Annotated in this window: 28 protein-coding genes and 1 tRNA gene; 22 read left to right on the top strand and 7 right to left on the bottom strand. The window is 63.8% G+C overall.

The window, feature by feature from the left end; genetic code table 11:
- Positions 1 to 20 precede the first annotated feature (20 nt).
- The 5 genes from AO684_RS05750 (at position 21) to AO684_RS05730 (ending at position 4132) form a co-directional block, all read left to right on the top strand.
- Positions 21 to 509 carry a MarR family winged helix-turn-helix transcriptional regulator gene (locus AO684_RS05750; RefSeq protein ID WP_054301788.1) on the top strand — a complete coding sequence of 163 codons (489 nt, stop codon included), beginning with the start codon at positions 21 to 23 and terminating at the stop codon, positions 507 to 509.
- A gap of 168 nt (positions 510 to 677) precedes the next feature.
- Entirely contained in the window at positions 678 to 1700 is a 1023-nt protein-coding gene (locus tag AO684_RS05745; RefSeq protein ID WP_054301787.1) for a TRAP transporter substrate-binding protein, read from the top strand.
- Positions 1701 to 1753: 53 nt separating this feature from the next.
- Positions 1754 to 2263: a TRAP transporter small permease gene (locus tag AO684_RS05740; RefSeq protein ID WP_054301786.1), complete on the top strand. Its 510-nt coding sequence runs from the start codon at positions 1754 to 1756 to the stop codon at positions 2261 to 2263.
- Complete coding sequence (locus AO684_RS05735) at positions 2256 to 3575, top strand: TRAP transporter large permease (RefSeq protein WP_054301785.1); 1320 nt, start codon at positions 2256 to 2258, stop codon at positions 3573 to 3575. The genes AO684_RS05740 and AO684_RS05735 overlap by 8 nt, the downstream gene beginning before the upstream one ends.
- On the top strand, positions 3572 to 4132 hold the full coding sequence (locus AO684_RS05730; RefSeq protein WP_054301784.1) for a GNAT family N-acetyltransferase: 561 nt from the start codon (positions 3572 to 3574) through the stop codon (positions 4130 to 4132). Before AO684_RS05735 ends, AO684_RS05730 begins: the two co-directional genes overlap by 4 nt.
- A gap of 32 nt (positions 4133 to 4164) precedes the next feature.
- On the opposite strand, the gene AO684_RS05725 is transcribed toward AO684_RS05730, so the two are convergent.
- Together AO684_RS05725 and AO684_RS05720 are read right to left on the bottom strand one after the other, a co-directional pair.
- Positions 4165 to 4917 (bottom strand): SDR family oxidoreductase, encoded by a 753-nt coding sequence (locus AO684_RS05725; protein WP_054301783.1) that lies wholly within the window; start codon positions 4915 to 4917, stop codon positions 4165 to 4167.
- A gap of 102 nt (positions 4918 to 5019) precedes the next feature.
- Positions 5020 to 5103 (bottom strand) — tRNA-Leu (locus AO684_RS05720).
- Positions 5104 to 5264: 161 nt separating this feature from the next.
- Here AO684_RS05720 and AO684_RS05715 point away from each other — a divergent pair.
- The 3 genes from AO684_RS05715 (at position 5265) to AO684_RS05705 (ending at position 6950) form a co-directional block, all read left to right on the top strand.
- Positions 5265 to 5969, top strand: a complete 705-nt coding sequence (locus AO684_RS05715; RefSeq protein WP_054301782.1) for a CoA transferase subunit A — start codon at positions 5265 to 5267, stop codon at positions 5967 to 5969.
- On the top strand, positions 5969 to 6598 hold the full coding sequence (locus tag AO684_RS05710) for a 3-oxoacid CoA-transferase subunit B (protein WP_054301781.1): 630 nt from the start codon (positions 5969 to 5971) through the stop codon (positions 6596 to 6598). The genes AO684_RS05715 and AO684_RS05710 overlap by 1 nt, the downstream gene beginning before the upstream one ends.
- A gap of 61 nt (positions 6599 to 6659) precedes the next feature.
- Positions 6660 to 6950 (top strand): GNAT family N-acetyltransferase, encoded by a 291-nt coding sequence (locus tag AO684_RS05705; protein WP_054301780.1) that lies wholly within the window; start codon positions 6660 to 6662, stop codon positions 6948 to 6950.
- On the opposite strand, the gene AO684_RS05700 is transcribed toward AO684_RS05705, so the two are convergent.
- On the bottom strand, positions 6947 to 7825 hold the full coding sequence (locus AO684_RS05700; RefSeq protein ID WP_054301779.1) for a lytic transglycosylase domain-containing protein: 879 nt from the start codon (positions 7823 to 7825) through the stop codon (positions 6947 to 6949). The genes AO684_RS05705 and AO684_RS05700 overlap by 4 nt on opposite strands.
- Positions 7826 to 8197: 372 nt before the next feature.
- On the opposite strand from AO684_RS05700, the gene AO684_RS05695 reads away from it, so the two are divergent.
- The 13 genes from AO684_RS05695 to AO684_RS05640 all read left to right on the top strand — a co-directional run bounded on the left by AO684_RS05695 (position 8198) and on the right by AO684_RS05640 (position 20132).
- On the top strand, positions 8198 to 8383 hold the full coding sequence (locus AO684_RS05695; RefSeq protein ID WP_054301778.1) for a Flp family type IVb pilin: 186 nt from the start codon (positions 8198 to 8200) through the stop codon (positions 8381 to 8383).
- 111 nt (positions 8384 to 8494) lie between these two features.
- Entirely contained in the window at positions 8495 to 8671 is a 177-nt protein-coding gene (locus AO684_RS21780) for a hypothetical protein (RefSeq protein ID WP_158640454.1), read from the top strand.
- A 51-nt stretch (positions 8672 to 8722) separates the two neighbouring features.
- On the top strand, positions 8723 to 9586 hold the full coding sequence (cpaB, locus tag AO684_RS05690) for a Flp pilus assembly protein CpaB (protein ID WP_054301777.1): 864 nt from the start codon (positions 8723 to 8725) through the stop codon (positions 9584 to 9586).
- A gap of 205 nt (positions 9587 to 9791) precedes the next feature.
- Positions 9792 to 11183, top strand: coding sequence for a type II and III secretion system protein family protein (locus tag AO684_RS05685; protein ID WP_054301776.1), 1392 nt, complete (start codon positions 9792 to 9794; stop codon positions 11181 to 11183).
- A 3-nt stretch (positions 11184 to 11186) separates the two neighbouring features.
- The gene (locus AO684_RS05680) at positions 11187 to 11846 is read left to right on the top strand and encodes an OmpA family protein (RefSeq protein ID WP_054301775.1); all 660 of its coding nucleotides are present in this window, start codon (positions 11187 to 11189) and stop codon (positions 11844 to 11846) included.
- Between the two features lie 242 nt (positions 11847 to 12088).
- Positions 12089 to 13354 (top strand): pilus assembly protein CpaE, encoded by a 1266-nt coding sequence (locus AO684_RS05675; protein ID WP_054301774.1) that lies wholly within the window; start codon positions 12089 to 12091, stop codon positions 13352 to 13354.
- Positions 13355 to 13378: 24 nt separating this feature from the next.
- Positions 13379 to 14836 (top strand): CpaF family protein, encoded by a 1458-nt coding sequence (locus AO684_RS05670; RefSeq protein ID WP_054301773.1) that lies wholly within the window; start codon positions 13379 to 13381, stop codon positions 14834 to 14836.
- 9 nt (positions 14837 to 14845) lie between these two features.
- Positions 14846 to 15814, top strand: coding sequence for a type II secretion system F family protein (locus AO684_RS05665; protein ID WP_054301772.1), 969 nt, complete (start codon positions 14846 to 14848; stop codon positions 15812 to 15814).
- Positions 15815 to 15823: 9 nt separating this feature from the next.
- On the top strand, positions 15824 to 16795 hold the full coding sequence (locus AO684_RS05660) for a type II secretion system F family protein (RefSeq protein ID WP_054301771.1): 972 nt from the start codon (positions 15824 to 15826) through the stop codon (positions 16793 to 16795).
- A gap of 12 nt (positions 16796 to 16807) precedes the next feature.
- On the top strand, positions 16808 to 17374 hold the full coding sequence (locus AO684_RS05655) for a tetratricopeptide repeat protein (RefSeq protein ID WP_054301770.1): 567 nt from the start codon (positions 16808 to 16810) through the stop codon (positions 17372 to 17374).
- A gap of 36 nt (positions 17375 to 17410) precedes the next feature.
- Positions 17411 to 18259 (top strand): lipopolysaccharide assembly protein LapB, encoded by an 849-nt coding sequence (locus AO684_RS05650; protein ID WP_054301769.1) that lies wholly within the window; start codon positions 17411 to 17413, stop codon positions 18257 to 18259.
- Between the two features lie 7 nt (positions 18260 to 18266).
- Positions 18267 to 18755 (top strand): prepilin peptidase, encoded by a 489-nt coding sequence (locus AO684_RS05645; protein WP_054301768.1) that lies wholly within the window; start codon positions 18267 to 18269, stop codon positions 18753 to 18755.
- Positions 18756 to 18818: 63 nt separating this feature from the next.
- Positions 18819 to 20132 carry a hypothetical protein gene (locus AO684_RS05640; protein WP_054301767.1) on the top strand — a complete coding sequence of 438 codons (1314 nt, stop codon included), beginning with the start codon at positions 18819 to 18821 and terminating at the stop codon, positions 20130 to 20132.
- 152 nt (positions 20133 to 20284) lie between these two features.
- Here the strand turns inward: AO684_RS05640 and AO684_RS05635 are convergent, their stop codons facing one another.
- Both AO684_RS05635 and mgtE read right to left on the bottom strand, forming a co-directional pair.
- A complete protein-coding gene (locus tag AO684_RS05635) occupies positions 20285 to 20836 on the bottom strand; it encodes a 5-formyltetrahydrofolate cyclo-ligase (RefSeq protein WP_054301766.1) in 552 nt (183 codons plus the stop codon).
- Positions 20833 to 22209: a magnesium transporter gene (gene mgtE, locus AO684_RS05630; RefSeq protein ID WP_082400754.1), complete on the bottom strand. Its 1377-nt coding sequence runs from the start codon at positions 22207 to 22209 to the stop codon at positions 20833 to 20835. The genes AO684_RS05635 and mgtE overlap by 4 nt, the downstream gene beginning before the upstream one ends.
- A 122-nt stretch (positions 22210 to 22331) precedes the next feature.
- Here mgtE and guaD point away from each other — a divergent pair, with 122 nt between their 5' ends.
- Entirely contained in the window at positions 22332 to 23609 is a 1278-nt protein-coding gene (guaD, locus tag AO684_RS05625; protein ID WP_054301764.1) for a guanine deaminase, read from the top strand.
- A gap of 71 nt (positions 23610 to 23680) precedes the next feature.
- Here the strand turns inward: guaD and AO684_RS05620 are convergent, their stop codons facing one another.
- The gene (locus tag AO684_RS05620) at positions 23681 to 23998 is read right to left on the bottom strand and encodes a ribonuclease E inhibitor RraB (protein ID WP_054301763.1); all 318 of its coding nucleotides are present in this window, start codon (positions 23996 to 23998) and stop codon (positions 23681 to 23683) included.
- Positions 23999 to 24057: 59 nt separating this feature from the next.
- Positions 24058 to 25398, bottom strand: a complete 1341-nt coding sequence (locus AO684_RS05615; RefSeq protein ID WP_054301762.1) for an 8-oxoguanine deaminase — start codon at positions 25396 to 25398, stop codon at positions 24058 to 24060.
- Positions 25399 to 25443 lie beyond the last annotated feature (45 nt).

Here is a 25443-nt window from a genome sequence, read left to right as displayed (position 1 = left end):
CTGCCAGACCGGAGGACTGCATGACCGACACCACCCCCGCGCCCGAGACAGAGACCGGACTGAAAGACACTTTCGTTTCGGGCTATCTGCTGTATTTGCTGGCCGCCGCGAGCGAGGCCGCCAGCGCGCAGTTTCACGCGCGGGTGCGCGAAGAAGGTCTTCGCGTGCCCGAATGGCGGGTGCTGGCCTGCCTGCATGACCGGGACGGCGCCATGGTGACCCGGCTGGCACAATTCGCGCTGATCGAACAGTCGCGCCTGACCAAGATCATCGCGCAGATGGAGGATCGCGGCCTCGTCACCCGGCGCGGCGACCCCGAGGATCGCCGTCGCACGCGGGTTTACCTGTCGCCCGAAGGCCGCGCGCTGGCCGAGGCGCTGGTGATCGAAGCCCGTCGGCACGAAGCCGATCTGCTGAATATCCTCGCAGGCAGCGACGGTGCCCGAATCAAACAAGCCCTGCGCGCGCTGATCGACCGGCTGGCCCCGGCCGAGACGCTGGACGCCTGACCCGCCCCGAAGATCCCCCGGAAATCCCTGTGCCACAAGAAATTGCGGCGCATCGCATCCTCACATGAAAAATCAGTTCACAACCGGCTGATTCTGTGGATACATGAAATTGCATATAATGAGCCCGCCGGAAGAGGAGCTGTCGGGCCGCACAACAGGGAGACCACCGTGACCAGGATTGCACGCCTTCTTGCCAGCGCCGCCGTTGCCGCCTGCACCGCCGCCGCCGCCCATGCCACCGAGACGCTGACCATCTCGAGCTGGCTGCCGCCGACCCACCCGATCAACACCGGCATGCTGGAAGGGCTGGTGAAGATGATGGAAGAGGCCACCGACGGCCAGGTCACCGGCGAGATCAAGCTTGGCCTCGCCCCGCCGCCCGCCCAGATGGATCTGGTGATGGATGGTGCTGCCGACATGACGGTGATCTTCCACGGCTACCAGCCGGGCCGGTTCATCGGCACTCAGCTCATTGAACTGCCGGGCTATCCGGGCAATGCGGAGGCCGCCTCGGTTGCCTACTGGCATGTGCAGAAGGCTTTCCTTGACAAGCTGGACGAACATCGTGGCGTCAAGCTGATCGCGCTGACCACCCATGGTCCGGGCCAGATCCACTCCAGCAAGGAAATCAATACGCTGGCCGATCTGAAGGGTCTGAAAACCCGCCTTGGCGGCGGCGTTTCGGCCGAAGTGGGCGCCGAACTTGGCCTCGTCGGCATTCAGGTGCCCGCGCCCAAGGTCTATGAGACGCTGGCCTCCGGCGCCGCGGACGCGGTGGCGATGAACATGGGCGAACGTGTCAGCTTCAAGCTGAACGAAGTGGCGAAGAACGTCTATGAAATGCCCGGCGGCTTCTATCGCGGCTCCTTCGCGGTGCTGATGAGCCAGGAACGTTTCGACAGCCTGCCCGAGGATGTGCAGAAGGCGCTGGACGAAAAGGTGTTCGGCGAACCGGCCAGCCGCATGATGGGCGCCGTCTGGGACCAGAGCGACAATGACGCCCGCGCCGCGACCGAAGCGGCGGCCGACAACAAGATCGTCACGGCCAGCGCGGAAGATCAGGCCGCCTTCGCCGAAATGGCCGCGCGGGTGCGCGAAAAGGTGCTGGCGCAGATTTCTGCCGCAGGCATCGACGCACAGGCAGCCTATGATATGGTCATGACAGAGATGACCGCCGCCGCTGGCAACTGACGCGACCCAAGGGCGCGCCGGACCGGCGCGCCCCACGCCTGCGGGAGCCCCTGATGATACCCTTGATCCGCCTCATGCGGCGCCTTTCGGTGCTGCCTGTCCTTCTTGCTTCTGTCACCCTGTTCGCGCTCATGGTGCTGACCTTCTGCGATGTGGTGCTGCGGTCGGCCTTCAGCGCGCCCATCGAGGCCGCCACCGAACTGACCCGCATCGCCATCGCCATCATCGTCTTCGCCTCGCTGCCCGTTCTTTCGGGGCGCGGCGGCCATATCGCGGTGGACCTGCTGGACCCGATCTTCGCCCGGCTGCATCTTGAACGTCTGCGCGACGGCATCGTCACCACCCTGTCGGGCGTCATGCTGCTGTGGCCTGCCTGGCGCATCGTCGATCTGGCCGAACGCGCCCGCAGCTATGGCGACGTGACCGAATACCTCGCCATTCCCGTTTCCACCGTCACATGGTTCATCGCAATTATGACCTTTCTCACCGCTGCCGTGCTGATTGTACGCGGCCTGATGATCTGGCTGGCCCCGCGCCTGCTGTGGGAGGCCGGGCATGACTGACTCTCTCATCGGTTTTGCCGCCGTTCTGGTTCTGGTGCTGCTGCGCATGCCCATCGCCTTTGCCATGGGCCTGGTCGGTCTTGTGGGCTATGCGCTGGAAACCAACTTTCGCGGCGCCATCTCCATGGCGGCCCGGCTGGTGATCGACACCAGCCAGGATTATGGCCTGTCGGTGGTGCCACTGTTCATCCTGATGGGGCTGTTCGTCAACAAGGGCGGCATCAGCCGCGAGCTTTATCAGGTCTCGAACGCCTTCCTGGGCCATTTCCGGGGTGGCCTTGCCATGGCGACCATCGTCGCCTGCGGCGGCTTTGCCGCGATCTGCGGATCGTCGCTGGCCACGGCTGCCACCATGTCGAAGGTCGCCATGCCCGAGATGCGGAAATTCGGCTATGCCGACAGCCTTTCCACCGCCTCCATCGCCGCAGGCGGGACGCTGGGCATCCTGATCCCGCCCTCGGTCATCCTCGTGATCTACGGGCTGCTGACCGAAACCTCTATCGGGCAGTTGTTCATCGCCGGGATCATCCCCGGCGCACTGGGTATCCTGTTTTACCTGGCTGCCGTCTATATCTCGGTCCTGCGCAATCCTGCTGCCGGTCCGGCGGGACCGCGCGCGACCTGGGGGCAACGTCTGGCGGCGCTGCGCGGTGTCTGGTCGGTGCTGCTCTTGTTCGGGCTGGTGATTGGCGGGCTCTACGGCGCGCTGGATGTCTGGCCGATCCATCTGACCTTCTCGCCGACCGAAGCGGCGGGCATGGGAGCGATGGGCGCCTTCCTGATCGCGCTGGCGCGCGGCGGTCTGACGCTCGCCGACATCCGCGAGGTGCTGGAGGAAACCGCGCTGACCACCGCTTCGCTGTTCGCGGTACTGATCGGGGCGTGGATCTTCTCGAACTTCGTCAATATCGCGGGCCTGCCCGAGGCGCTGGCCAACGGCGTGATGGAGATGGGCCTCGCCCCCTGGATGGTCATGGCGCTGATCGTGCTGATCTATGTGGCGCTTGGCTGCGTGTTCGAAAGCCTGTCGATGCTGCTGCTGACTGTGCCGATCTTCTTTCCGCTGGTCACCGGCATGGGCTTCAACCCGGTATGGTTCGGCATCATCGTGGTGGTGGTGACGGAAATCAGCCTGATCACCCCGCCGGTCGGGCTGAACGTGTTCATTCTGAAAGGTGTGGTCGGCAATGTGTCCACCGCGACGATCTTCCGCGGGGTGACGCCCTTCTGGATGATGGACATCCTGCGCCTGCTGCTTCTGCTGCTGATCCCGGGGCTGACGCTGTTCCTGCCCTCGCAGATGCTGCCATGAGCGGGCTGCCGCCCCTGCCCCACCAGACGGCGCGGCTTTCGCTGCGCCGTTTCGTGCCCGAGGATTTCGCGGCCTATGCCGATTGTCACCGACGGGCCGAGGTTTATCGCCATCTTTACACCGCCCCGCCCGAGGGCGAGGCGCTGGCCCAGCAATTCGCCCGCGCCTGCGATCCGCGGTTCGAGGACGAGGGCGATGCCTTCCGGCTGGCGGTCTGCCGCCAGACGGACGGGGCTCTGCTGGGTGAGGTGGTGCTGAAATATGCCAACCGCATCGCGCGTCAGGGCGAGCTTGGCTATATCTTCCACCCCGATTACGCCGGACAGGGCTACGCGACCGAGGCCGCCGGGGCCATGCTGGCGCTTGGCTTCGGTCCCTGCGGCCTGCATCGCATCTTCGCCCGCATCGCCAGCCGCAACGAGGCTTCCTGGCGCCTTGCCGACCGTCTTGGCCTGCGCCGCGAGGCGCATCTGGTGGAGAACGACTTCTTCGAAGGCGTCTGGGGCGACGAGTTCATCTATGCCCTGCTTGGGCGCGAGTGGCGCGACCGGGGCTGAGCGCTGCCCCGCATCGGGACAGCGCGCAAAGCTCAAAGCTTGCTGATCGAATTGCCCCCATCCGCCAGCATCGCCGTGCCGGTCACGAAAGACGCCTTGTCAGACAGCAGGAACAGCGCCGCATTGGCGATTTCCGCAGGCTCCGCCATCCGCTTCAGCGCGTGCAGGCCGCGCACGAAGTCATGGAATCCGGCATCCTCTCCGGCCATGGGCGTCATCGTCCCGCCGGGCAGCAGCGCGTTGACACGGATGTTCTCGGCCCCGTGCTCTGCCGCCAGAACCTGCGTCATGCCGATCAGCCCGGCTTTCGCTGCCGCATAGGCCGCCATACCCGGCAATCCGACCGTGTGCCCGACAAAGGTCGAGGTAAAGACGATGGAGCCAGCGCCACGTCGGCGCAGCGCCGGAATCTGGGCCCTGGCCGCATGAAAGCCGCTGGTCAGATTGACGGCGATGACCTTGTGCCAGTTTTCCTCGGTCATGTCGGGCACCGGCCCCAGCTCTCCGGTCATGCCGGCATTGTTGAATGCACCGTCAAGCCCGCCAAACCGGGTTTCCGCCAGCGCCACCAGATCAGCGGCATAGGCGCCGTTTTCGACATCCCCGGCCAGAAAGGCAGCCTCGCCCCCCTTCTCCGCGATCTCGGCCACAAGATCGGCCAGCAGATCGCCGCGCCGCGCGCCCAGCACCAGCCTTGCCCCTTCGGCAGCGAAAATCCGCGCCGCAGCCGCCCCGATCCCGCTGCTTGCGCCGGTGACAATGATGATCTTTCCATCCAGTAGCATTTCCGTCTTCCTTTCCTGAAGCTCGGAACTGTCTAGGAAAACGGGATGTGCCGACCGACCCGGTTCTTGCGCAAAGGCCGGACTGCCAGGCCAGCGCGCTTCTGGTGCGGGTGGCGGGGCTCGAACCCGCACGGGATACCCCTGGCGATTTTAAGTCGCCTGTGTCTACCATTCCACCACACCCGCACTGGCCTGCAACTTACATGGCGGCGCGGCGTGGTAAAGGGCACATCCCGCACGGCCCCACGCTTTCCGTGCGGCCCTGCTGCAATGCGGCACGGGTTCGATTGACTTGGGCCGTTGCAATCGCCACAACTTGACCCCGGAGAGTTTGCGGGGAGAGACGCATGGACAAGACATATGCGAGCGCCGGGGCGGCGCTGGAGGGGTTGCTGTTCGACGGCATGACGATGGCGGCGGGAGGCTTCGGCCTTTGCGGCATCCCCGAACTGCTGATCGACGCGATCAAGGCGGCGGGAACGAAGGACATCACCATCGCCTCGAACAACTGTGGCGTGGATGATTTCGGTCTGGGCGTACTGCTCAAGACCCGGCAGATCAGGAAGATGATCTCGTCCTATGTCGGCGAGAATGCCGAATTCATGCGCCAGTATCTGTCGGGCGAACTGGAGCTGGAATTCAACCCGCAAGGCACGCTGGCCGAACGGATGCGGGCGGGCGGCGCGGGCATTCCCGGCTTCTACACCGCCACCGGCGTCGGCACGGTGATCGCGGAAGGCAAGGATGTGAAGGTCTTCAACGGCCGCGAATACATCCTTGAAACCGGCATCGTGGCGGATGTGTCCATCGTGAAGGCATGGAAGGCCGATCCCTCGGGCAACCTGGTGTTCCGCAAGACCGCGCGCAACTTCAACGTGCCCGCCGCCACCTGCGGCAAGGTCTGCGTGGCCGAGGTCGAGGAAATCGTGCCGCTGGGCAGCCTTGACCCCGATCACATCCACCTGCCGGGCATCTATGTCCACCGCATCGTGCAGGGCCCGCACGAGAAGCGCATCGAACAGCGCACTACCCGCAAGAAGGAGCAAGCCTGATGCCCTGGGATCGCAATCAGATGGCGGCACGCGCCGCGCAGGAGCTTCAGGACGGCTGGTATGTGAACCTCGGTATCGGCATTCCGACGCTGGTGTCGAACTACATCCCCGAAGGCGTCAACGTCACGCTGCAATCGGAAAACGGCATGCTGGGCATGGGCCCCTTCCCCTATGAGGGCGAAGAGGACGCGGACCTGATCAACGCCGGCAAGCAGACCATCACCGAACTGCCGCAGACCGCCTATTTCGACAGCGCGACCTCCTTCGCCATGATCCGTGGTGGCAAGATCGCCATGGCGATCCTCGGCGCGATGGAAGTGGCGGAAAACGGCGATCTGGCGAACTGGATGATCCCCGACAAGCTCGTGAAGGGCATGGGCGGCGCAATGGATCTTGTGGCGGGCGTGGGCCGCGTGGTGGTGGTGATGGACCACACCTCGAAGCATGGTGAGTCGAAGGTGCTGAAAGCCTGCACCCTGCCGCTGACCGGCAAGGCGGTGGTGGATCGTATCATCACAAATCTGGGCGTGCTGGACGTGGTGCCGGGCGGCCTGAAGATCGTCGAACTGGCCGATGGCGTGACCGAGGCCGATCTGCGCGCCGCCACCGAGGCGACGCTGGTCGGCTGACCTTGCAAGAACCTGGCTGCCCCGCCCTGTGCGGGGCGCCTGCGACCATCAGGAGGATTGCATGAGCGACTTCGAGATCACACGCGAAACCACGGGCTCGAAGGGCCGCTATGTCATTCGTCAGGGCGGCGAGGAGGCCGAACTGACCTATTCCATCACCTCGCCCCAGCTTGTCATCGCCGATCACACCGGCGTGCCCGACAGCTTTCGCGGCACCGGCGCCGGGTTGGCGCTGGTCCTGCGTCTGGTCGCGGATGCCCGGGCCGAGGGGTTCAAGGTCATGCCGCTTTGCCCCTTCGTCAATGCACAGCGCAAGCGCCACCCCGAATGGGCGGATGTCTTCGCGGTCTAACCCCCCGCCGCGATCACCTTGAAGACGCAGGGGTCCGAAAACAGCTCTGGCGGGGTCAGGCACAGCCCCTGTGCCACCTGCCAGGCTGCCAGCACCTTCGGCACATAATCCCGCGTCTCCGCATAGGGCGGGATGCCGCCATTGGCCTCCACCGCCCCCTCGCCCGCGTTATAGGCGGCCAGCACCATCAACGGGTCGCGGTCGAACCGCTTCATCAGCCAGTCGAGATAGGCGACCCCGCCCTTGATGTTCTGCGCGGGCACCTTGGAATCCGTCACACCGAACCGCTCGGCCGTTGCGGGGATCAACTGCATCAGCCCCTGCGCGCCCGCTGAACTGACCGCATCCGGGCGGCCCGCGCTTTCGATCCCGATGACGGCCAGCGCGAGCGCGGGCGAAACCTCGGTGCCGATGGTGGCTTTCAGGATGTCAGTGCCATAGGCCGAGGCGATATTCTGCATCGCTTGCAGACGCGGCGCGGCGACAGCCTTGCCGCCCGGCCCCTGCGACAACGCCGCCAGAGCCTGCGGGAAACGCCCCTGCACAGCCGCCCTGTCCGCAGGCACCTGTTCCCAGAACCATGCATAGGAAGACGCGGGTTTCGCCACCGGATCAGCCAGCGGCGCGGGCGGCGGCGCATCGGCCACCGACTGCGCCTCTTTCTCGCGGTCGACCTTGGGCGAGGCAGCGAGGCGGCGCGCCTGTTCCTCGGGGTCGATCTGCACGGTGATGCGCTTGCCAGCCCCCGAGCCGGGCGCCTTGATTCGCCGGAATGTGAAATCCTCGAACGCCGGAGGCGTCTGGGCACCCGCCGGATGCCAGTGAAAGGGCAGAATCGCCCCTGTCAGAATCGTGACCAATACTGCCCGCCTCATGCGGATGCCTGCCCGTTTCCCGGTTTCTAGCCCCCCTACTGTCGCAGAAACCCGTGAATCGCTCCAGCAAGGGAAGAATCCCCCGGTCAGATCGTGGCAGTTTTGCCGCAATCCTGCCCAACTTGGCAGGGCGCGGCTGTGGGGCCCTTCGTTCGGCATGAAAAATTCAAAAACATATCCACTAATTTCAATGCATTACGATTTTATTTTCGGTTTTACGCAGATTTCCCGAGCGGTCAAATTGCCTCCCAACTCCCGCCACCTTCGGGGGGCTATATACACCCATGCCGCAACGAAGCGGATCGGAACAGAGGCCGGTCAGACGCAACGGCGGCGAGTAGTGAGCAACACCTGAACCAAGGGACCAAGACCATGAAACTGCTGAACATCTTCAAATCCTTCAAAAACGACGAATCGGGCGCCGTGACCGTTGACTGGGTCGTGCTGACCGCCGCCATCGTGGGCCTGGGCCTCGTCGTGATGCAAACCATCTCGCCGTCGCTCGACGCGACCGCCGCGAACATCGCGGACAAGCTGGACACCGCAGCCTCGTACTGATCCGGGCGTCTTCGGACACTTCGAGACTTCATGGGCTGCGGCTTGGTCACAAGCCGCAGCCTGTTTCGTTGCAAGGCTCAACGTGACGCTTCAGGGACCGCGAGGACCGACATGGACAAGATCACCGGCTTCCTGCGCGCCGAAGATGCCGCAGCCACCGTCGACTGGGTCGTCCTGGTCACGGCAGTCATTGTCATGACGATGGGTATTTTCATGATCGTGACGCAGGCGCTTTACGAAAACGCCGCCGAAAGCATCAGCGACAAGGTTCTGGAGGCGCGCAGCTAGTCTTGCGGCGATCTGCTGCCCGAACAGGCAGAAAATGAGAGAGGAACGAGAATGCGCATGATTTTTGCCGGTGTTCTGGTGCTCGGGCTGGCTCTCGCCGGGTTCGCGGTTTACATGGCCCAGAATTTCATCGGACATACCCAGGCCCAGCTTGCGAAAGAGCGCGAGATGCGGGCCAAAACCGGACCTCTGGTCGAGGTCTATGTGGTGAACAGGGCGGTCAACTATGGTGACGCGCTGACCCGCGATGACGTGCAACTGATCTACTGGCCGCAAAGCGCCCTGCCCGAAGGCATCTTCAAGGCGGGCGATCCGCTGTTTCCCGAAGGTGAAACGCGGCCGCGCTTCGTGCTGCGCCAGATGGAGAAATTCGAGCCGGTTCTGGGTGTCAAAATCACCGAACCCGGCGAAGTGGCGGGGCTGACCGGCATGCTGGCTGCGGGAGAGCGCGCCTTTACCATCAAATTCGATGACGCCTCGGGCGCCTCGCGCTATCTGCAACCGGGCAACCGCGTCGATGTCTACTGGACCGGCGTCAGCAGCATGGGCGGTGAGGTCACGCAGATGATCGAAACCTCGCTGGCGATTATCGCCGTGGACCGCCCGCCGACCAAATCCGGCAAGGAAGATGCCCGCGCAACCGATGTGTCGGCCCCCAAGGCCATGACGGTCGCCGCAAGCCCGCAGCAGGTCGCGCGCCTGGCCCAGGGGCAGGCCACCGGCCAGCTTTCGGTCTCGCTGGTCGCCAAAAGCGATGACAACACACCGCTGGCCGGCCCGATCGAGGTCAATAACGATCAGCTTCTGGGCATCCAGAAAGAGGCGGCGGCCCCGAAAGTCGAGGAAAAGGTCTGCACCATCAAGACCCGCAAGGGCGCAGATGTGCTGGAAATCCCGATCCCCTGCACCAACTGACCATCCACACCTTCGACGGCAGCACAATTAATGGTGCTGCCGTAAGTGTTTACGGCTACGGCTTGTGGGTTGTTGCAGGTTATCCACAGCAGAAACGCCGCACAAGCGTTTGATTCTTGCAATAAAATGTCGCTTGCGGCATCTTGAATGCGAATAAAGGGCGAAAAGACCCGGTTCCCGAGGCGTGATCGGAAAGGCAGGTCACATGCAGTTGAACAAGTTTATCGCGGCGGTTCTGGCAGGCTTGTGCCTCGCCGCCGCCGGATCGAGTACGGCAGATGCCCAGAACCTGCGCGTCATGACCGGCAGCGCCTCGGCGCCGCTGAACGTCCCGATGAACCGCGCCGTGGTGGTGGAAAGTGATACGCCTTTCGCGGAACTCTCGATCGCCAACCCCGGCATTGCCGATATCTCGACCCTGTCGGACAAATCGATCTATGTGCTGGGCAAGGCACCCGGCCGCACCACGCTGACGCTGCTGACCGGCGACGGCAAGCTGATCTCCAATGTCGAGGTGCAGGTGGCCCCCGATGTGGCCGAGTTCAAGGAACGCCTGCGCCAGATCCTGCCGGGCGAGAATATCGAGGTCCGCACCGCCAATGACGGCATCGTGCTGTCGGGCACCGTTTCTTCGACCGCGAAACTGGATCGCGCGCTGGACCTCGCGGAACGCTATGCGCCTGAGCGGGTGTCGAACCTGATGTCCGTCGGCGGGGCGCAGCAGGTGATGCTCAAGGTCCGCTTCGCCGAGATGCAGCGCTCGGTCGCCAAGAACCTGTCTTCCTCGCTGGCCATCTCCGGCGGCAACAAGGTGGGCGTCAAGGGTGAGACGGGCACCTGGCTCAATGGCGACAACGGGATCTCCAACGGCAATATCGCGGTGCGGGAAAACGCGAATTCCGCGCTGGCCCTCGGGTTTTCCGCAGGTTCGCTGCAATTTGCGGTGCTGCTGGAAGCCCTTGAATCCAAAGGGGTGGTCCGCACTCTGGCAGAACCGAACCTGACTGCCCTGTCGGGACAGGAAGCAAAGTTCCTCGCGGGTGGCGAATATCCGATCCCGGTGGTGTCGAAAGATGGTATCTCGGTCGAGTACAAGCCCTTCGGCGTGGAGATGAACTTCACCCCGGTGGTGGTCGACGGGGACAACATCAACCTGACGATCAACGCCGCCGTTTCCTCCATCGACAGCACGGTGACGGTGGAAAACGAAGGCTTCAGCGTCAATGCTTTCCGGCGCCGCGAAACCTCAACCACGGTCGAGATGCGCGACGGGGAAAGCTTTGCCATTGCAGGTCTGCTGCAAGATGACTTTCGCGACCTGAACGGCCAGGTGCCGTGGCTGGGCGACATCCCGATCATTGGCGCGCTGTTCCGCAGCGCCGAATACCAGCGCCAGCAATCGGAGCTGGTGATCATCGTGACGCCGCATCTGGTAACGCCCACCCGCGGCGAGGCCTTGGCGTTGCCAACCGACCGCGTGCGCATCCCGACCGAGAAAGAGCTGTTCCTGTTCGGCAAGGTCGCGGGGGCCAAAGGCCCTGCTGGCGAGGTCGCGCGGCAGGATTTCACCAGCCCCTACGGCTATGTGATGGAGTAAGCGATGCGGGGGCATATGCGGATCATCCTTTCGGCGGCAGTGCTGCTGGCACTGTCGGCCTGCGGCGACATGAACAAGGAACTGGGCGCCGAGGTCGACAACGGCCATTTCGGCGAAGCGACGATGAACAATTCGCTGATCCAGACCGGCGCTGTCGACTACCGGATTCAGCTTGGGCGACGCTTTGCCAGCGAAGTGCCCTCGACCATCACCTTCCCGTTCAACTCTGCCGCGCTGACACCAGAGGCGCGCAGCGTGCTGGATCATCAGGCCAACTGGATGCGCCAGTTCCCCGAACTGCGCTTCTCGGTCTATGGTCATACCGATCTCGTGGGCTCGCCGGGCTATAACAAATCGCTTGGCAAGAAACGGGCCCAGGCTGTTGTCGCCTATCTGGGCAGCCGCGGCATCTCGCGGTCGCGTCTTGATGCGCTTGTCTCTTATGGCGAGACGCGGCCGGTCGTGATGACCCAAAGCCCGGAAGAACGGAACCGCCGCACTGTGACCGAGGTCGCGGGCTTCGTGCAGAAGGGCAAATCCGCGCCGCTGAACGGCAAATATGCCGCCGTGATCATGCGCGAATATGTCAAGCTGGCGGAACGCAAGCATCCGCCAAACGTCGAGATGACGCCGGTTCTGGTGCCGGTCGGCACCGGCGGCTGACCTTTGAAACGGAATGCGGAACAGGCCCTTCGGGGCCTGTTTCCATTTTGGGCACCGCGCCGGATTCGCCCGTCCAAATGCCCCGGATTGACGGCTTTTCGGCCCAATTGTCGCCAATATTGACCCCCAGTTTCGGGGCAATCGAACCAATGGCGCGGTCCATACGCGCCCCGGGGACGGCTACGGGATTCGCGGCGCGGGGCGCCGTTCCCCGCCTGCCCGGTCAAGGAAGGACAGAGGCAATGACGAGTGTGGCAAATCTTCAGCCCGATCCTGCGCCCGTTGTGGCATGCACGATCTCGCGCGATGTTCAGAATTTCGAACTGCTCATCGACGACATGGAGCAGGAGCTGGGTGAAAACTGGGGCGATCTGTCATTCGAGGACGCCGCGATCTTCCTTGAACAGCCGGATGCGGGCAGCCTGCAATTCGTGGCAGTCGCCGTAGATGACAAGGACGAGGCCGATCTGACCCGGATCACCGAGATCATCCGCACCGCCAAGGGGCGCGGGATCCGCGTGGTCCTGATTGCCGATCAGGTCAGCCCGGTCGCGCTGCATCAGCTGCTGCGCCTCGGGGCCGATGACTTTGTACCCTATCCGCTGCCGGAAGGTGCCCTGCACGAAGCAATCGAACGCATTCGCCAGCCCGCCCCTGCCCCGGCGGCCGAACAGCCTGCCGAGCCCGAGGAGCCGCACCAGACGCCCAGCTTCAAGGCCAAGGGCGACCGCGACGCGGTGCTGTTGCCGGTGCATGGCCTGGCCGGGGGCACCGGCGCCTCGACCTTTGCCGCGAATCTTGCCTGGGAACTCGCGACCATCGACAAGCAGAACCCGCCCCGGGTCTGCCTGCTGGACCTCGACCTGCAATTCGGCGCCATTGCCACCTATCTGGACCTGCCGCGCCGCGAGGCGGTGTTTGAAATCCTTCAGGATACCGAACATGCCGACAGCGATTCCTTCCTGCAGGCGATGATCACCTTCAATGATCGCCTGCATGTCTTCACCGCGCCTTCCGACATGCTGCCGCTGGACATCATCGGCCCCGAGGATGTGTCGCGCCTGCTGGACATGGCGATGGCGAATTTCGATTTCGTGATCGTCGACATGCCCAAGACCATCGTGGCCTGGACCGAGACGGTGCTGTCGCGCGCCCATGTCTATTTCGGTCTGATGGAGCTGGACCTGCGCTCGGCGCAGAATGTGCTGCGCCTGACCCGCGCGCTGAAGGCCGAAGGGCTGCCGCATGAAAAGCTGCGCTTCGTGCTGAACCGCGCGCCCAAGTTCACCGATCTGACCGCGAAAAGCCGGGTAAAGCGGATGGCCGAAAGTCTGGATATCAGCATCGAGGTGCAACTGCCTGACGGCGGCGCACAGGTGACGCAATCCAACGATCACGGCCTGCCGCTGTCGGAAACCGCCGCGAAAAACCCGCTGCGCAAGGAAATCGGCAAGCTGGCCAAGCAGCTTTTCGAGGTGAACAAGGCCGCCGAGACCAGCCGCGGCTAAGCTGTCGCCGAGTGGAGTAACGAGATGTTTTCAAGGTTCAAGAAGCCTGAGGGCACAAGCCCGAAGCCCGCCCCTCTGGCGCCCGTAGGCGCGGCAACCGCCGCGCCCAAAGCCGTTGGGCAGCCGGCGAAACCGGCGGCTCCGGGGCTTGCCCCCGCGCGCAACGCGCCGCGTGCCCCGGCCGAGGCGGCTGCGGCCGACAAGGAACGCAAGCGCAAGGACCGGCTTCAGGAACTGAAGGTCGAACTGCACAAGCGGCTTCTGGAAAACCTCAATCTCGCGGCACTGGAAAAGGCGTCGGAATCCAATCTCAAGGCCGAGATCGCTGCGATTTCCTCCGAAGCGCTGGACGAGATGGCAGTGGCGCTGAACGCGCATGACCGCGCCACGCTGAACCAGGAGCTTTATGACGAGGTGATGGGCCTTGGCCCGCTGGAGCCGTTGCTGAAAGACGAAACGGTCAGCGATATCCTCGTAAACGGACCCCAGCGCATCTTCGTGGAACGCGGCGGCAAGCTGACCCTGACCGACATCACGTTCAAGGACGAACGCCACCTGCTGCGCATCATCGACAAGATCGTGAGCGCGGTGGGCCGCCGCGTCGATGAATCGAACCCCTATTGCGACGCGCGCCTTGCCGACGGCTCGCGTTTCAACTGCATGGTGCCGCCGGTGGCGGTCGACGGCTCGCTGGTGTCGATCCGGAAGTTCAAGAAGGAAAAGCTGGGCATCAACGATCTGGTGAAGTTCGGCGCCTTCACCGAGGAGATGGCGCTTTATCTGGAAGCCGCCGTGTCGACCCGGCTGAACGTCATCGTCTCGGGCGGGACGGGTTCGGGGAAAACCACGACGCTGAACGCGCTGTCCTCCTTCATCGACAATACCGAGCGCGTGCTGACCATTGAGGATACGGCAGAACTCCAACTGCAACAGATCCACGTCGGCCGGATGGAAAGCCGCCCCGCCAACGTCGAGGGCAAGGGCGCGGTGACCCAGCGCGATTGCTTGCGCAACGCGCTGCGGATGCGTCCCGACCGCATCATCGTGGGCGAAACCCGCGGCGAGGAGGTCATCGACATGCTTCAGGCGATGAACACTGGCCACGATGGCTCGATGACCACGATCCACGCCAACAACCCGCGCGACGGCATCAGCCGTCTGGAAAACATGGTGGCCATGGCCGGGATCGAAATGCCGCTGAAGGCCGTGCGCAGCCAGATCGCCAGCGCCGTCAACCTGATCGTGCAGGCCAGCCGCCTGCAAGACGGTTCGCGCCGCATGATCTCGATCACCGAGATCACCGGGATGGAAGGCGAAGTCATCTCGATGCAGGAAATCTTTCGCTACGAGCGTCTGGGCATGGCCCCGGACGGCAAGATCATCGGCCGCTTCAATGCGACCGGCGTGCGCTCGCACTATTCCGAGCGATTCAAACAATGGGGCTTCAACCTGCCCCCGTCGATCTACGAACCGATTGCCTGAGGTGCGCCCATGACGATCAATCCCGCCGTTATCGTCTATGTCCTGATCTTCGTCGCGGTGCTGGCGCTGGTCGAAGGTCTGTATCTGACCGTCTTCGGCAAGTCGATCAGCCTCAGCAGCCGCATGTCGCGGCGGCTTGCGCTGATGGAAAAGAACCAGAACCGCGAAGAGGTTCTGGCCCAGCTCCGCAAGGAGATGAGCCAGCACATGCGGGCACGGTCAATCCCGGTCTATTCGATCCTCGCCTCAAAGGCGCAGAAAGCGAATATCGCCTTCTCGCCGATCCAGCTCATCGGGATCATGGCCGGGTTGTCGGTGTTTGCCTATCTCGGCCTTGCTATCGGCACACCCGCCGAAGGCCCGGTCCGGGCGCTGATTGCCGTGGTGATGGGCGTCGGCGGCGTCTACATGTGGGTGAATAAGAAGGCCAAGAAGCGCGTGGCGCTGATGGAGGAACAGCTTCCCGACGCGGTGGAGCTGATGGTGCGCTCGCTCCGGGTGGGGCACCCCTTTGCCTCAGCCATGGGAATCGTCGCCAAGGAAGTCCCCGATCCGCTGGGCACCGAATTTGGCCTGATCGGTGACGAGGCCGCCTATGGCCGCGACGTGGCCGAAAGCCTGAAAGCCTTCGCCGAACGGATGGACAATCAGGACCTGCGCTTCCTTGCGGTGGCGGTGACGATCCAGCAGCAATCCGGCGGCAACCTGGCCGAGATCCTGGAAGGGCTGTCAAAGGTCATCCGCTCGCGGTTCAAGCTGTTCCGCCGGGTCAAGGCCATCACCGCCGAGGCGAAATGGTCGGGGATGTTCCTGTCGTCCTTCCCCATCCTGGCGCTGGTGATGATCCTGATGCTGAAGCCCGACTATTTTGACGAAGTTCAGGAAACCTCAGTCTTCATTCCCGCAGCGCTGGCGGTCGGCGTCTTCCTGATCCTGAACATCATTTACATGCGCATCATGGTCAATATCAAAGTCTGAGGCCCGGTCATGTTCGACAATATCAATGCGATGCTGGTCGAGGCTTTCGGGCCGCTGGGCCCGGTGATCGTGCTTCTGGCGCTGGGTATCCTGCTGGCCGCCGCCACGCTGCCCACTCTGATGAAGAAGCGCAGCGATCCGCTGGACAAGCTGCGAGAGCAGCGGACGCAGCGCGCGAGCGAAACCAAGGCCGAGGCGCTGCGGCAACGCGACGCTGCCGACAAGCTGGAGAAATACGCGGCCTTCCTGGAACCACAGGATGCCGAAACGATGACGGCCTCGCGGCTCAAGATGATGCGCGCGGGCTATCGGCAGAAGAATGCGGTGCGGATGTTCCACTTCGCGCAGTTCTCGCTGGGCATCGGTATGCTGGTGCTGGGCTTTGCCTATGCGATGATGCTGAAAACGCAGCATGGCAACCTGTCTACGCAGACGCTGATCCTTTACACGATCCTGCCCGCAGCGGCGGGCTATTATCTGCCGCAATACTGGGTGCAGCGCCGGTTGCAGACCCGCCAGCAGGAAATCGTGCAGGGCTTTGCCGATGCGCTGGACCTGATGCTGGTCTGCGTCGAGGCCGGTCAGTCACTGGACCAGTGCATCAACCGCGTCGCCAAGGAAACCCGTGCAGGCTACCCCGCCCTGTCGGAAGAGTTCGAAATCGTCAGCCAGGAGGTCAAGGCCGGCAAGGAACGGGTGCAGGTGCTGAAAGACATGGCCGAACGGGTCGGCGTGCCGGATGTCGCCTCCTTCGTCACGACGCTCGTGCAATCGGCCACTTTCGGCACCTCGATCGCCGAGGCGCTGCGGGTCTATTCCGCTGAAATGCGAGACAAGCGCGTGATGCGGGCGGAAGAAAAGGCAAACGTCTTGCCGACCAAGCTGACACTGGGCACAATGCTGTTCACCCTGCCGCCCCTGATGATCATTCTGATCGGCCCGTCGATCTATGGCATCGCAACCCAGCTTGGCGGGGGCTGAGACCGGACCCGAATGAAACCCGCACTTGTGATGTGTCTGTTGATGCTGGCCGCCTGCCAAACGGGCGGCCAGACTGCTTTGAACCCCGCGCTGAACGCCCCCCCTGCCGCCGATGGCAGTGAAAAGGGGGTGGACGGCCTGCTGGTCGGCCACCGCCTGATGGCCGCAAATGAACCGGAACTGGCGCTGAAGGCCTATCTTCGTGCCGCAGCCGAGGATGGAATGAGCGTCGATGTCCTGTCTGCGCTGGGGTCAGCCAATCTCTCGCTCGGGCGGCTGGGTCAGGCCGAACAGCTTCTGCGCCGCGCGGTGGAACTCGACCCTTCCTTCGTGCCCGCGCAGAACAACCTTGGTGTCGTGCTGATGGAGCGCGGCAAGGTGCCCGAGGCCCGCGTGGTGTTCCAGCAGGCCTTCGCGCAGGACAGTGGCAAGACGGACTCGATCCGCGACAATCTGAAACGCGCAATAGCCATGACCGAGAATTCCATCTATTCTGAACCGAACGAGAAAGAAGAACCGCACCGCTTCAATCTGGTGCGGCGGGGTCAGGGCGAATTCGTCCTGCTGTCGTCGCTCTAGGCTGCGGGCCGGACCGAGCAGTAAAAAGGACGCGAAATGCGCCACCCTGTCACCGTTGCGCTGTGCCTTGGCGGCATGGTCTTGCTTTCCGCCTGCGGACGCGGCACCTCGGATGCCGAGGTCCAGAAGGCGCTGAAGGATGTGAACGTCATCGACGAAAGCAACCTCAGCGATATCATGCTGACGGTGGGCGATCCGAACGAGGCGGTGACCTATTTCACCAACACTCTGCAACAAAACCCCGACCGGCCCGATCTGAAACGCGGCCTCGCAAAATCGCTGGTGCGCGCCAATCGCCCCGCCGAGGCGGCGAAGGTCTGGGCGTCGCTGGTCAATTCCGGTCAGGGGACCAATGACGACCGCGTGGGCTATGCCGATGCGCTGATCCGGGCGAATGACTGGGCGCAGGCCGAGGCACAGCTGAATCTCATCCCGCCAACCCACGAAACCTACGAACGCTACCGGCTGGAAGCGATGGTCGCCGACAGCAAGAAGCAGTGGAAGAAGGCTGACAGTTTCTATGAAATCGCGGCCGGCCTGACGACGAAGCCCGCCAGCGTGCTGAACAACTGGGGCTTTTCCAAGCTGACGCGCGGCGAATATGCCGGGGCGGAGAAGCTGTTTCTTGAGGCGCTGACCCACGACCCGACCATGTTCACCGCCAAGAACAACCTCGTTCTGGCGCGCGGCGCGCAGCGCAAATACGATCTGCCTGTCGTGCAGATGACCCAGAAGGAACGGGCGGAACTGCTGTATACTCTTGGCCTTGCCGCCGTGAAGCAGGGGGATGTGAAAGCGGGCCGCAACCTTTTGCAGGATGCCGTCGAAACCCATCCGCAGTATTTCGAGGCCGCCGCCCGCAGCCTTGCCGCGCTGGAAGGCTAGCTCCGTGATGATCGCTCCCACCGCCGCGCTGTGGTTCCTGCCGTTCTGCTTGCCCGTCGCCGTCTGGGTGGCCTGGTCCGACATGAAGTTCATGAAGATCCCCAACAAGGCGGTGATGGTGATGGCCGCTGTCTGGGCCGTGGTGGGGTTTCTGGCCTTCCCGATGAACGCCTACCTTTGGGGCTGGGCGGTACTGGGCATCGTGCTGGTGGCGGGGTTCCTTGCCAATGCCATCGGTCTGGTGGGCGCAGGGGATGCGAAATTTGCCGCCGCCATGGCCCCGGTTTTTGCCACCGGCGATCCGCGCCTGATCTTCGCCCTGTTCGCGGCCTGCCTGCTGGGCGCCTTCGCCACCCACCGCCTTGCGCGTGCCGTGCCGCCACTGCGTCGCGCGCTTCCCGATTGGGAAAGCTGGAACCGTAAGGATTTTCCCATGGGCCTTGCCCTTGCAGGAACGCTGATTTTCTACCTTCTCGCCCCATTTCTGGCCAAATGATCGGCTTTCCTCGGTGACATCCGCGCCGGACTCCGGCGCCCGTTTGCCAAGCCGAGGAACGCCATGAACGTGCAGGTCGCGCCCAATGTGATCGCCCCACCAGCCCCCCGCACGCTGGCTGATACCGGGCTTTCCATCGTGATGATGCGGGATATCCTGCTGAAAACGATCTTCCGCACGAATACCAATCTGGTATCGGACCTAGCCCGCCTCGTCTGCCTGCCGATCCCGGCCACACAGGAACTGATCGACCTCGCCCGCAGCCAGCGTCTGCTGGAGGCCACGGGCACCCTGCATGCCACCAGCGGCAACGAGATGGGCTATCAGCTGACCGACGGCGGCAAGGCCCGCGCGCTGGATGCGCTGGCGCAGTCGGAATATTATGGCGCCATGCCTGTGCCGCTGGAGACCTATTCCCAGCAGGTCAAGCGCCAGTCGGTCCGTAACATGAAACTGACCCGCGACCAGCTGATGAGCGGGATGGGCCATCTGATCCTGCCGGAGAACCTGATCGGCAACCTTGGTCCCGCCGTCGGCTCGGGCCGGTCGATCCTGATGTATGGCCCGCCCGGCAACGGCAAATCCTCGATCTCCAACGGCATCCGCGACGCGCTGGGGGACAAGATCTATATCCCCCGCGCCGTGGAATATTCGGGTCAGGTCATCACCGTCTATGATCCGATCGTCCATTCCGCCGCCGAAGAGGCGCTGGACGATCCGAACAGCCTGCGCCGCACCTCGAACCGCTTCGACCAGCGCTATGTCTATTGCCAGCGCCCCTCGGTCATCACCGGCGGCGAACTGACGCTCGACATGCTCGACCTCACCTATAACCCGGTCGCCCGCACCTACCAGGCGCCGCTTCAGATGAAATCGAATGGCGGCATCTTCATCGTCGACGACCTTGGCCGCCAGTCCGAACCGCCGCAGAAGCTCGTCAACCGCTGGATCGTGCCGCTGGAAGAAAGCCGCGACATCCTGCAACTGCAATCGGGCGAAAAGTTCACCGTGCCTTTCGACACGCTGGTGATCTTTTCCACCAACTTCCACCCGAACGAGATCTTCGACGGCGCGGCGCTGCGCCGGATCTTCTTCAAGATCAAGATCGACGGGCCGAACCAGGAAAACTTCCTGAAGATCTTTGCCATGGTCGCCCGCAAGAAGAAGATGCCACTGGACGAAAAGGCGCTGATTCACCTGCTGAAAGTGAAATACCCGACCATCGAGATGAATTTCGCCAATTACCAGCCGGTGTTCCTGATCGACCAGATGATCGCGATCTGCGAATTCGAGGGCATCCCCTACCAGATGACCCCGGAGCTGATCGACCGCGCCTGGGCGAACATGTTCGTGCGTGACGAAAAGATCGCCAAGTAACACAGGCGGATGCGCAGTGGTGGGCTTGTTCGAGTATTTGGACAAGAAGCAAGAGGCAAAGGCGCAAGGGGGCGGAGAACGGCTCTCTGCCCTTGTGCTTGCTTCTTGCAAAAATACTCAAATTCCAGCCTGGCCGCCTGTGCAGCCTTGGGTCAGGTGAGCCGCAGCACCCCGGTTTCGGTCACGATGATATCAAGCCGCTGATCGGTCGGCTCGATCGGCACTTCGGGCAGTTCCTGCGCGGCGAAGGCAAAGCCGATGGCCAGTGTCGGGCGTTTGGCGCGCAGGCCCTCCAGCGTGCGGTCGTAGAAACCGCCACCATAACCCAGACGATAACCGCGCCGGTCCCAGCCGACCAGCGGCACGATCAGCACCTCGGGTTCGATCCAGTCACCCGTGGCGGGGATCATCGCACCGAACTCGCCCGGCACCAGATCACAGCCCGGATGCCAGGCGCGGAAGCGGAGCGGCAGCCCCTTGCCCAGGATCACCGGAACGCCGACCGGGCCAGTATGCGCAGCCATTGCCGGCGCGGGGTCGATTTCCGTCCGCATCGCCATATAGCCCGCCAGTGGCTTCCCGGCATGGGGCGCCAGCACATCGGCCAGAAGCGCAGCCGCGCGGCCCTGCCCCGCGGCATGGGCCAGTTTGCGCGCGGCAAAGGCCGCCGCCCGCGCCTCGGTCTTGATTTCGGTGATCGTCACAGCAGCACCAGGGTTGCGAGACCGAGGAAGGCAAAGAAGCCGATCACATCGGTCATCGTGGTCACGAAGGTTCCCGATGATAGAGCCGGATCAAGCCCCATGCGGTGCAGCAAAAGCGGCACGATGACACCCGCGAGCGCCGCGACCAGCAGATTGACGATCAGCGCCGCCCCGATCACCGCGCCCAGCAGGGGCGTCCCGAACAAAGCCCAGGCCACACCGCCCATGATCAGCGCGAAGACCGCACCGTTGATCAGGCCCACGCCCGCCTCACGTCGCACCACCCGGAGCGCGTTCGAGCCGGTGAGGTCGCGCGTCGCCAGCGCCCGCACCGCCACGGTCAGCGATTGCGTCCCAGCGTTCCCCCCCATCGAAGCGACAATCGGCATCAGCGCCGCAAGCGCCACCAGCGCCGAAATCGTGCCCTCGAACAGCGAGATCACCCCGGCGGCGATATTGGCCGTGACAAGGTTGACCAGCAGCCAGGGGATACGGCTTTTCACCGTATCCAGCACCCCGTCCGAGATCGAACTTTCATCGCCCACGCCCGCAAGGCGCAGCATGTCTTCCTCGTGCTCCTCATCCAGCACGTTCATTGCGTCGTCGATGGTAATGACACCGACCAGGCGGTCGTTTTCGTCCACCACCGGGCAGGAAATCAGGTGATACTGGTTGAAGATATAAGCGACTTCAGCCTCTTCCTCGGTCGCCTCGATGGTCCGGAAACTGTCTTCGGCGATGTCACGCAGCTTCACGTCGCGCCGCGAGGCCAGCATCCGGCCCAGCGTGACATACCCCACCGGGTTCATCCGCGGGTTCACCAGAATGACATGATAGAACTGGTCGGGCAGCCATTCGGCACTGCGCAAGTGGTCGATGGTTTCGCCTACCGTCCAGTGTTCTGGCGCCACCACCACCTCGCGCTGCATCAGGCGTCCGGCGGAATACTCCGGGTAGGCCATCGCCTGTTCGACCGCCACACGGTCGGAATCGGCCAGTGCGCTGAGGATGATGGCCTGCTGCGGTTCCTCCAGATCCTCAAGGATGTCGACGACATCATCGGTTTCCAGCTCGCGGACCGCCTCGGCCAGAACCTCTTTCGGCAGCGCCTCGATCACCTCTTCGCGGATCGATTCGTCCAGTTCCGACAGGATGTCGCCGTCGATCTCGGGCGAGTAGAGATGCAGGAAGTCGCGGCGGGCGGACGGGCCGATCTGTTCCAGAAGGTCGGCGATATCGGCAGCGTGCAGCGGATCGACCAGTTCGCGCAATCGCGCACTGTCCCCGGCCTCCACCGCATCCAGAATCGCTGACACGCGCCGCGTGTCCAGCTCTTCCTCATCCTCTGCCGGGATCGCCTCGTGTTCCGCCATCATGCCTCCGCGCCGATTGCCGCGACCTTATGATAAGCTGTTTCAAAGAAACAGGGTGGTGGCGGAAATTTACCTGCGAGCGGAAAGACTTTAGGCTGATCCGGCTGAACAGGAGGCCCGAGATGACCGAACTGCTGCTGGGACAGGTGCTGAGCTTCGCCGCCGATCCGTTCGAGGCGGGGCCAGAGGCCGCGCGACTGCACGAGGCACTGGTGATCGAGGCAGGCCGCATCGTGGCGGTGGGCGCGGCGGATGCGCTGCGCCGCGCCTGGCCGCAAGCGCGCGTCACCGATTACGGGCGCGACCTGATTTCGGCCGGGTTCATCGACGCCCACGCGCATTACCCGCAGACCGCCATCATCGCCAGCTGGGGCAAGCGGCTGATCGACTGGCTGAACAGCTATACGTTCCCCGAGGAAATGCGCTTTGCCGATCCCGCCTATGCAGCCGAGGTTGCAGGCCGGTATCTTGACCTGACACTGGCCAATGGCACGACCTCGGTCTGTTCCTATTGCACCATCCATCCGGCTTCCGTCGATGCACTGATGTCAGAGGCACAGGCGCGCGGGCAGCGGATCTGGGCAGGCAAGACCTGCATGGATCGCAACGCCCCCGAAGGCCTGCGTGATACCGCACAATCGGCGCATGACGACAGCGCCGCCCTCCTGGCGAAATGGCATGGGGTGGACCGGCTGTCCTATGTCATCACGCCGCGCTTTTCGCCCACCTCGACCCCCGAACAGCTTGAGGCGCTTGGGGCGCTCTGGGCCGCCAACCCGTCCTGCCTGATGCAGACGCATCTGAGCGAGCAACTGGACGAAATCGACTGGGTAAAGGGGCTTTACCCCAATGCCCGCGATTATCTGGATACCTACGAGGCGCATGGCCTGCTGGGCCGGGGCGGGCTTTACGGCCATGCCATCCATCTGGAGCCGCGCGAGAAAGCCCGGCTGGCCGAGGTGGATGCGAGCCTGATCCATTGCCCGACCTCGAACACGTTCATCGGCTCGGGCCTCTTCGACATGGGCGGGCTGAAGGCGGCAGGTCACCGGGTCGGCCTTGCCACCGATACCGGCGGTGGCTCGTCGTTTTCCATGCTGCGCACCATGGCCGCAGCTTACGAAATCGGGCAGTTGCGCGGCCACGCCCTGCATCCGGCCGAACTCTGGTGGCTCGCCACCCAAGGTTCCGCCCGGAGCCTGCTGGCCGATGACCGCATCGGCAATATCAAGCCGGGGATGGAGGCGGATCTCGTGGTGATCGACCTCGGCTCCACCCCTGCCATCGCACAGGCCATCACACGCGCCGAAACGATCTGGCAGGCACTGTTCCCCACCATCATGCTGGGTGACGACCGCGCCATCCGTGCCGTTTGGATTGGCGGCACACCGCGTGGCTGAGCCTTCATCTTGGCAAAAATATCCTCGGGGGTGAGCCCCGCAGGGGCGAGGGGGCGGAAAGCCCCCTGCCGTCATTCCTCCAGCAGGCCCCAGCCATCCGGGGTGAAATTGAATTCCAGCGCGATTTCGGTGGCCAGCTTCTCGAACTTCCAGATCGTCTCGGCGTCGATCTTCACCGGACCGACCAGCGCATCCAGCAACTCGTCCTCGTCATCCCGGTTGGTGCGGAAGCCCTTGGCCTGCAAGGCTTTCTGCACGCCATCCCAGTTCGCGTCCACATCCTCGGGATAGAACTGATAGGTGATGACCGCCTCGGCCGGCGCATCCGCCGCGAAAGCCTCGAAACTTTCAAAGGTCTCGGCCTGCTGGGATTTGTAATCGTGGCGCATGGAACCCTCCGCTTTTCCCGGTGATGCCTCAGGCCGCGGCAGGCCGCAAGCGGCTTCGTTCACAGCCCCGCCAGACGCCGCGCCAGCCGGTTCTGCTGCTCGATGGCCCGCGGCAGGTCCAGCGTTGCCATCTGACCGTCGCGCACAACCTGCCGCCCCTCGACGAACAGGTCGCGCACCCGCGTCGGACCGCAGAGCATCAGCGCCGCCACCGGGTCCCAGGCGCCCGCCGCCTCGATCCCGCGCATGTCCCAGATCGCGAGATCCGCGCGCTTGCCCGGCTCCAGCGAGCCGCAATCGCCGCGCCCCAGTACCTTCGCGCCGCCCAGCGTGGCAATCTCCAGCGCCTCGCGCGCGCTCATCGCATCAGCCCCGCGCGCAACCCGCTGCAACAAAAGCGCCTGCCGCGCCTCGGCCACCAGATTGCCCGCGTCATTCGAGGCGGAACCATCGACGCCCAGCCCAACCTTCACGCCCGCATCCCGCATCGCCCGCACCGGCGCGATACCGCTGCCCAGACGACAGTTGGAACAGGGGCAATGCGCGACCCCGGTGGCGCTGCGCGCAAACAGCCCGATCTCGTCGCCATCCAGCTTCACGCAATGCGCATGCCAGACATCGGGGCCGGTCCAGCCCAGATCCTCGGCATATTGGCCGGGGCGGCAGCCGAACTGCGCGAGGCTATAGGCGATATCCTCGTCATTCTCGGCCAGATGGGTGTGCAACATCACCCCCTTGTCGCGCGCCAGGACCGCCGCCTCACGCATCAGATCACGACTGACCGAGAAGGGAGAACAGGGCGCCAGCCCCACACGCACCATCGCGCCCTCGCGCGGATCGTGGAAAGCATCGACGACGCGGATGCTGTCCTCCAGGATAGCGGCCTCACGCTCCACCAGACTGTCAGGCGGCAGGCCGCCTGCTCTTTCACCAATACTCATGGCGCCGCGCGTGGGGTGGAAACGCAGCCCCACCTCGTGCGCGGCGGCAATCGTGTCATCCAGCCGCGCGCCGTTGGGGTACAGATACAGGTGATCCGAGGTCAGCGTGCAGCCTGACAGCGCCAGTTCCGCCAACCCGATCCGGGCAGAGACGAACATCTCCTCCGGCCCGAAACGCGCCCAGATCGGGTACAGCGTCTTCAGCCAGCCGAACAGCAGCGCATCCTGCCCGCCCGGCACCACCCGCGTCAGCGTCTGGTAAAGGTGGTGATGCGTGTTCACCAGACCGGGCGTCACCACACAGCCCCGCGCCTCGACAACCATGCCCGAGGTGGTCAGCCCCTGCCCGACGGCAACGATCACACCGTCCCGCATCAACAGATCACCGCCCGCGATCTCGCGGCGGGTGCCGTCCATGGTCACAAGGACATCGGCATTGCGAACAAGAATTTCAGGCATGATGGCGCCTCCCCCTCTGGCGCCCCTTCGGTACAGACGAGGACG

The sequence above is a fragment of the Gemmobacter sp. LW-1 genome (genome assembly GCF_001303875.1).
In the GTDB taxonomy this organism is placed as follows: Bacteria; Pseudomonadota; Alphaproteobacteria; order Rhodobacterales; family Rhodobacteraceae; genus Gemmobacter; species Gemmobacter caeni.
This window is presented reverse-complemented; position numbering and strand designations above follow the sequence as displayed.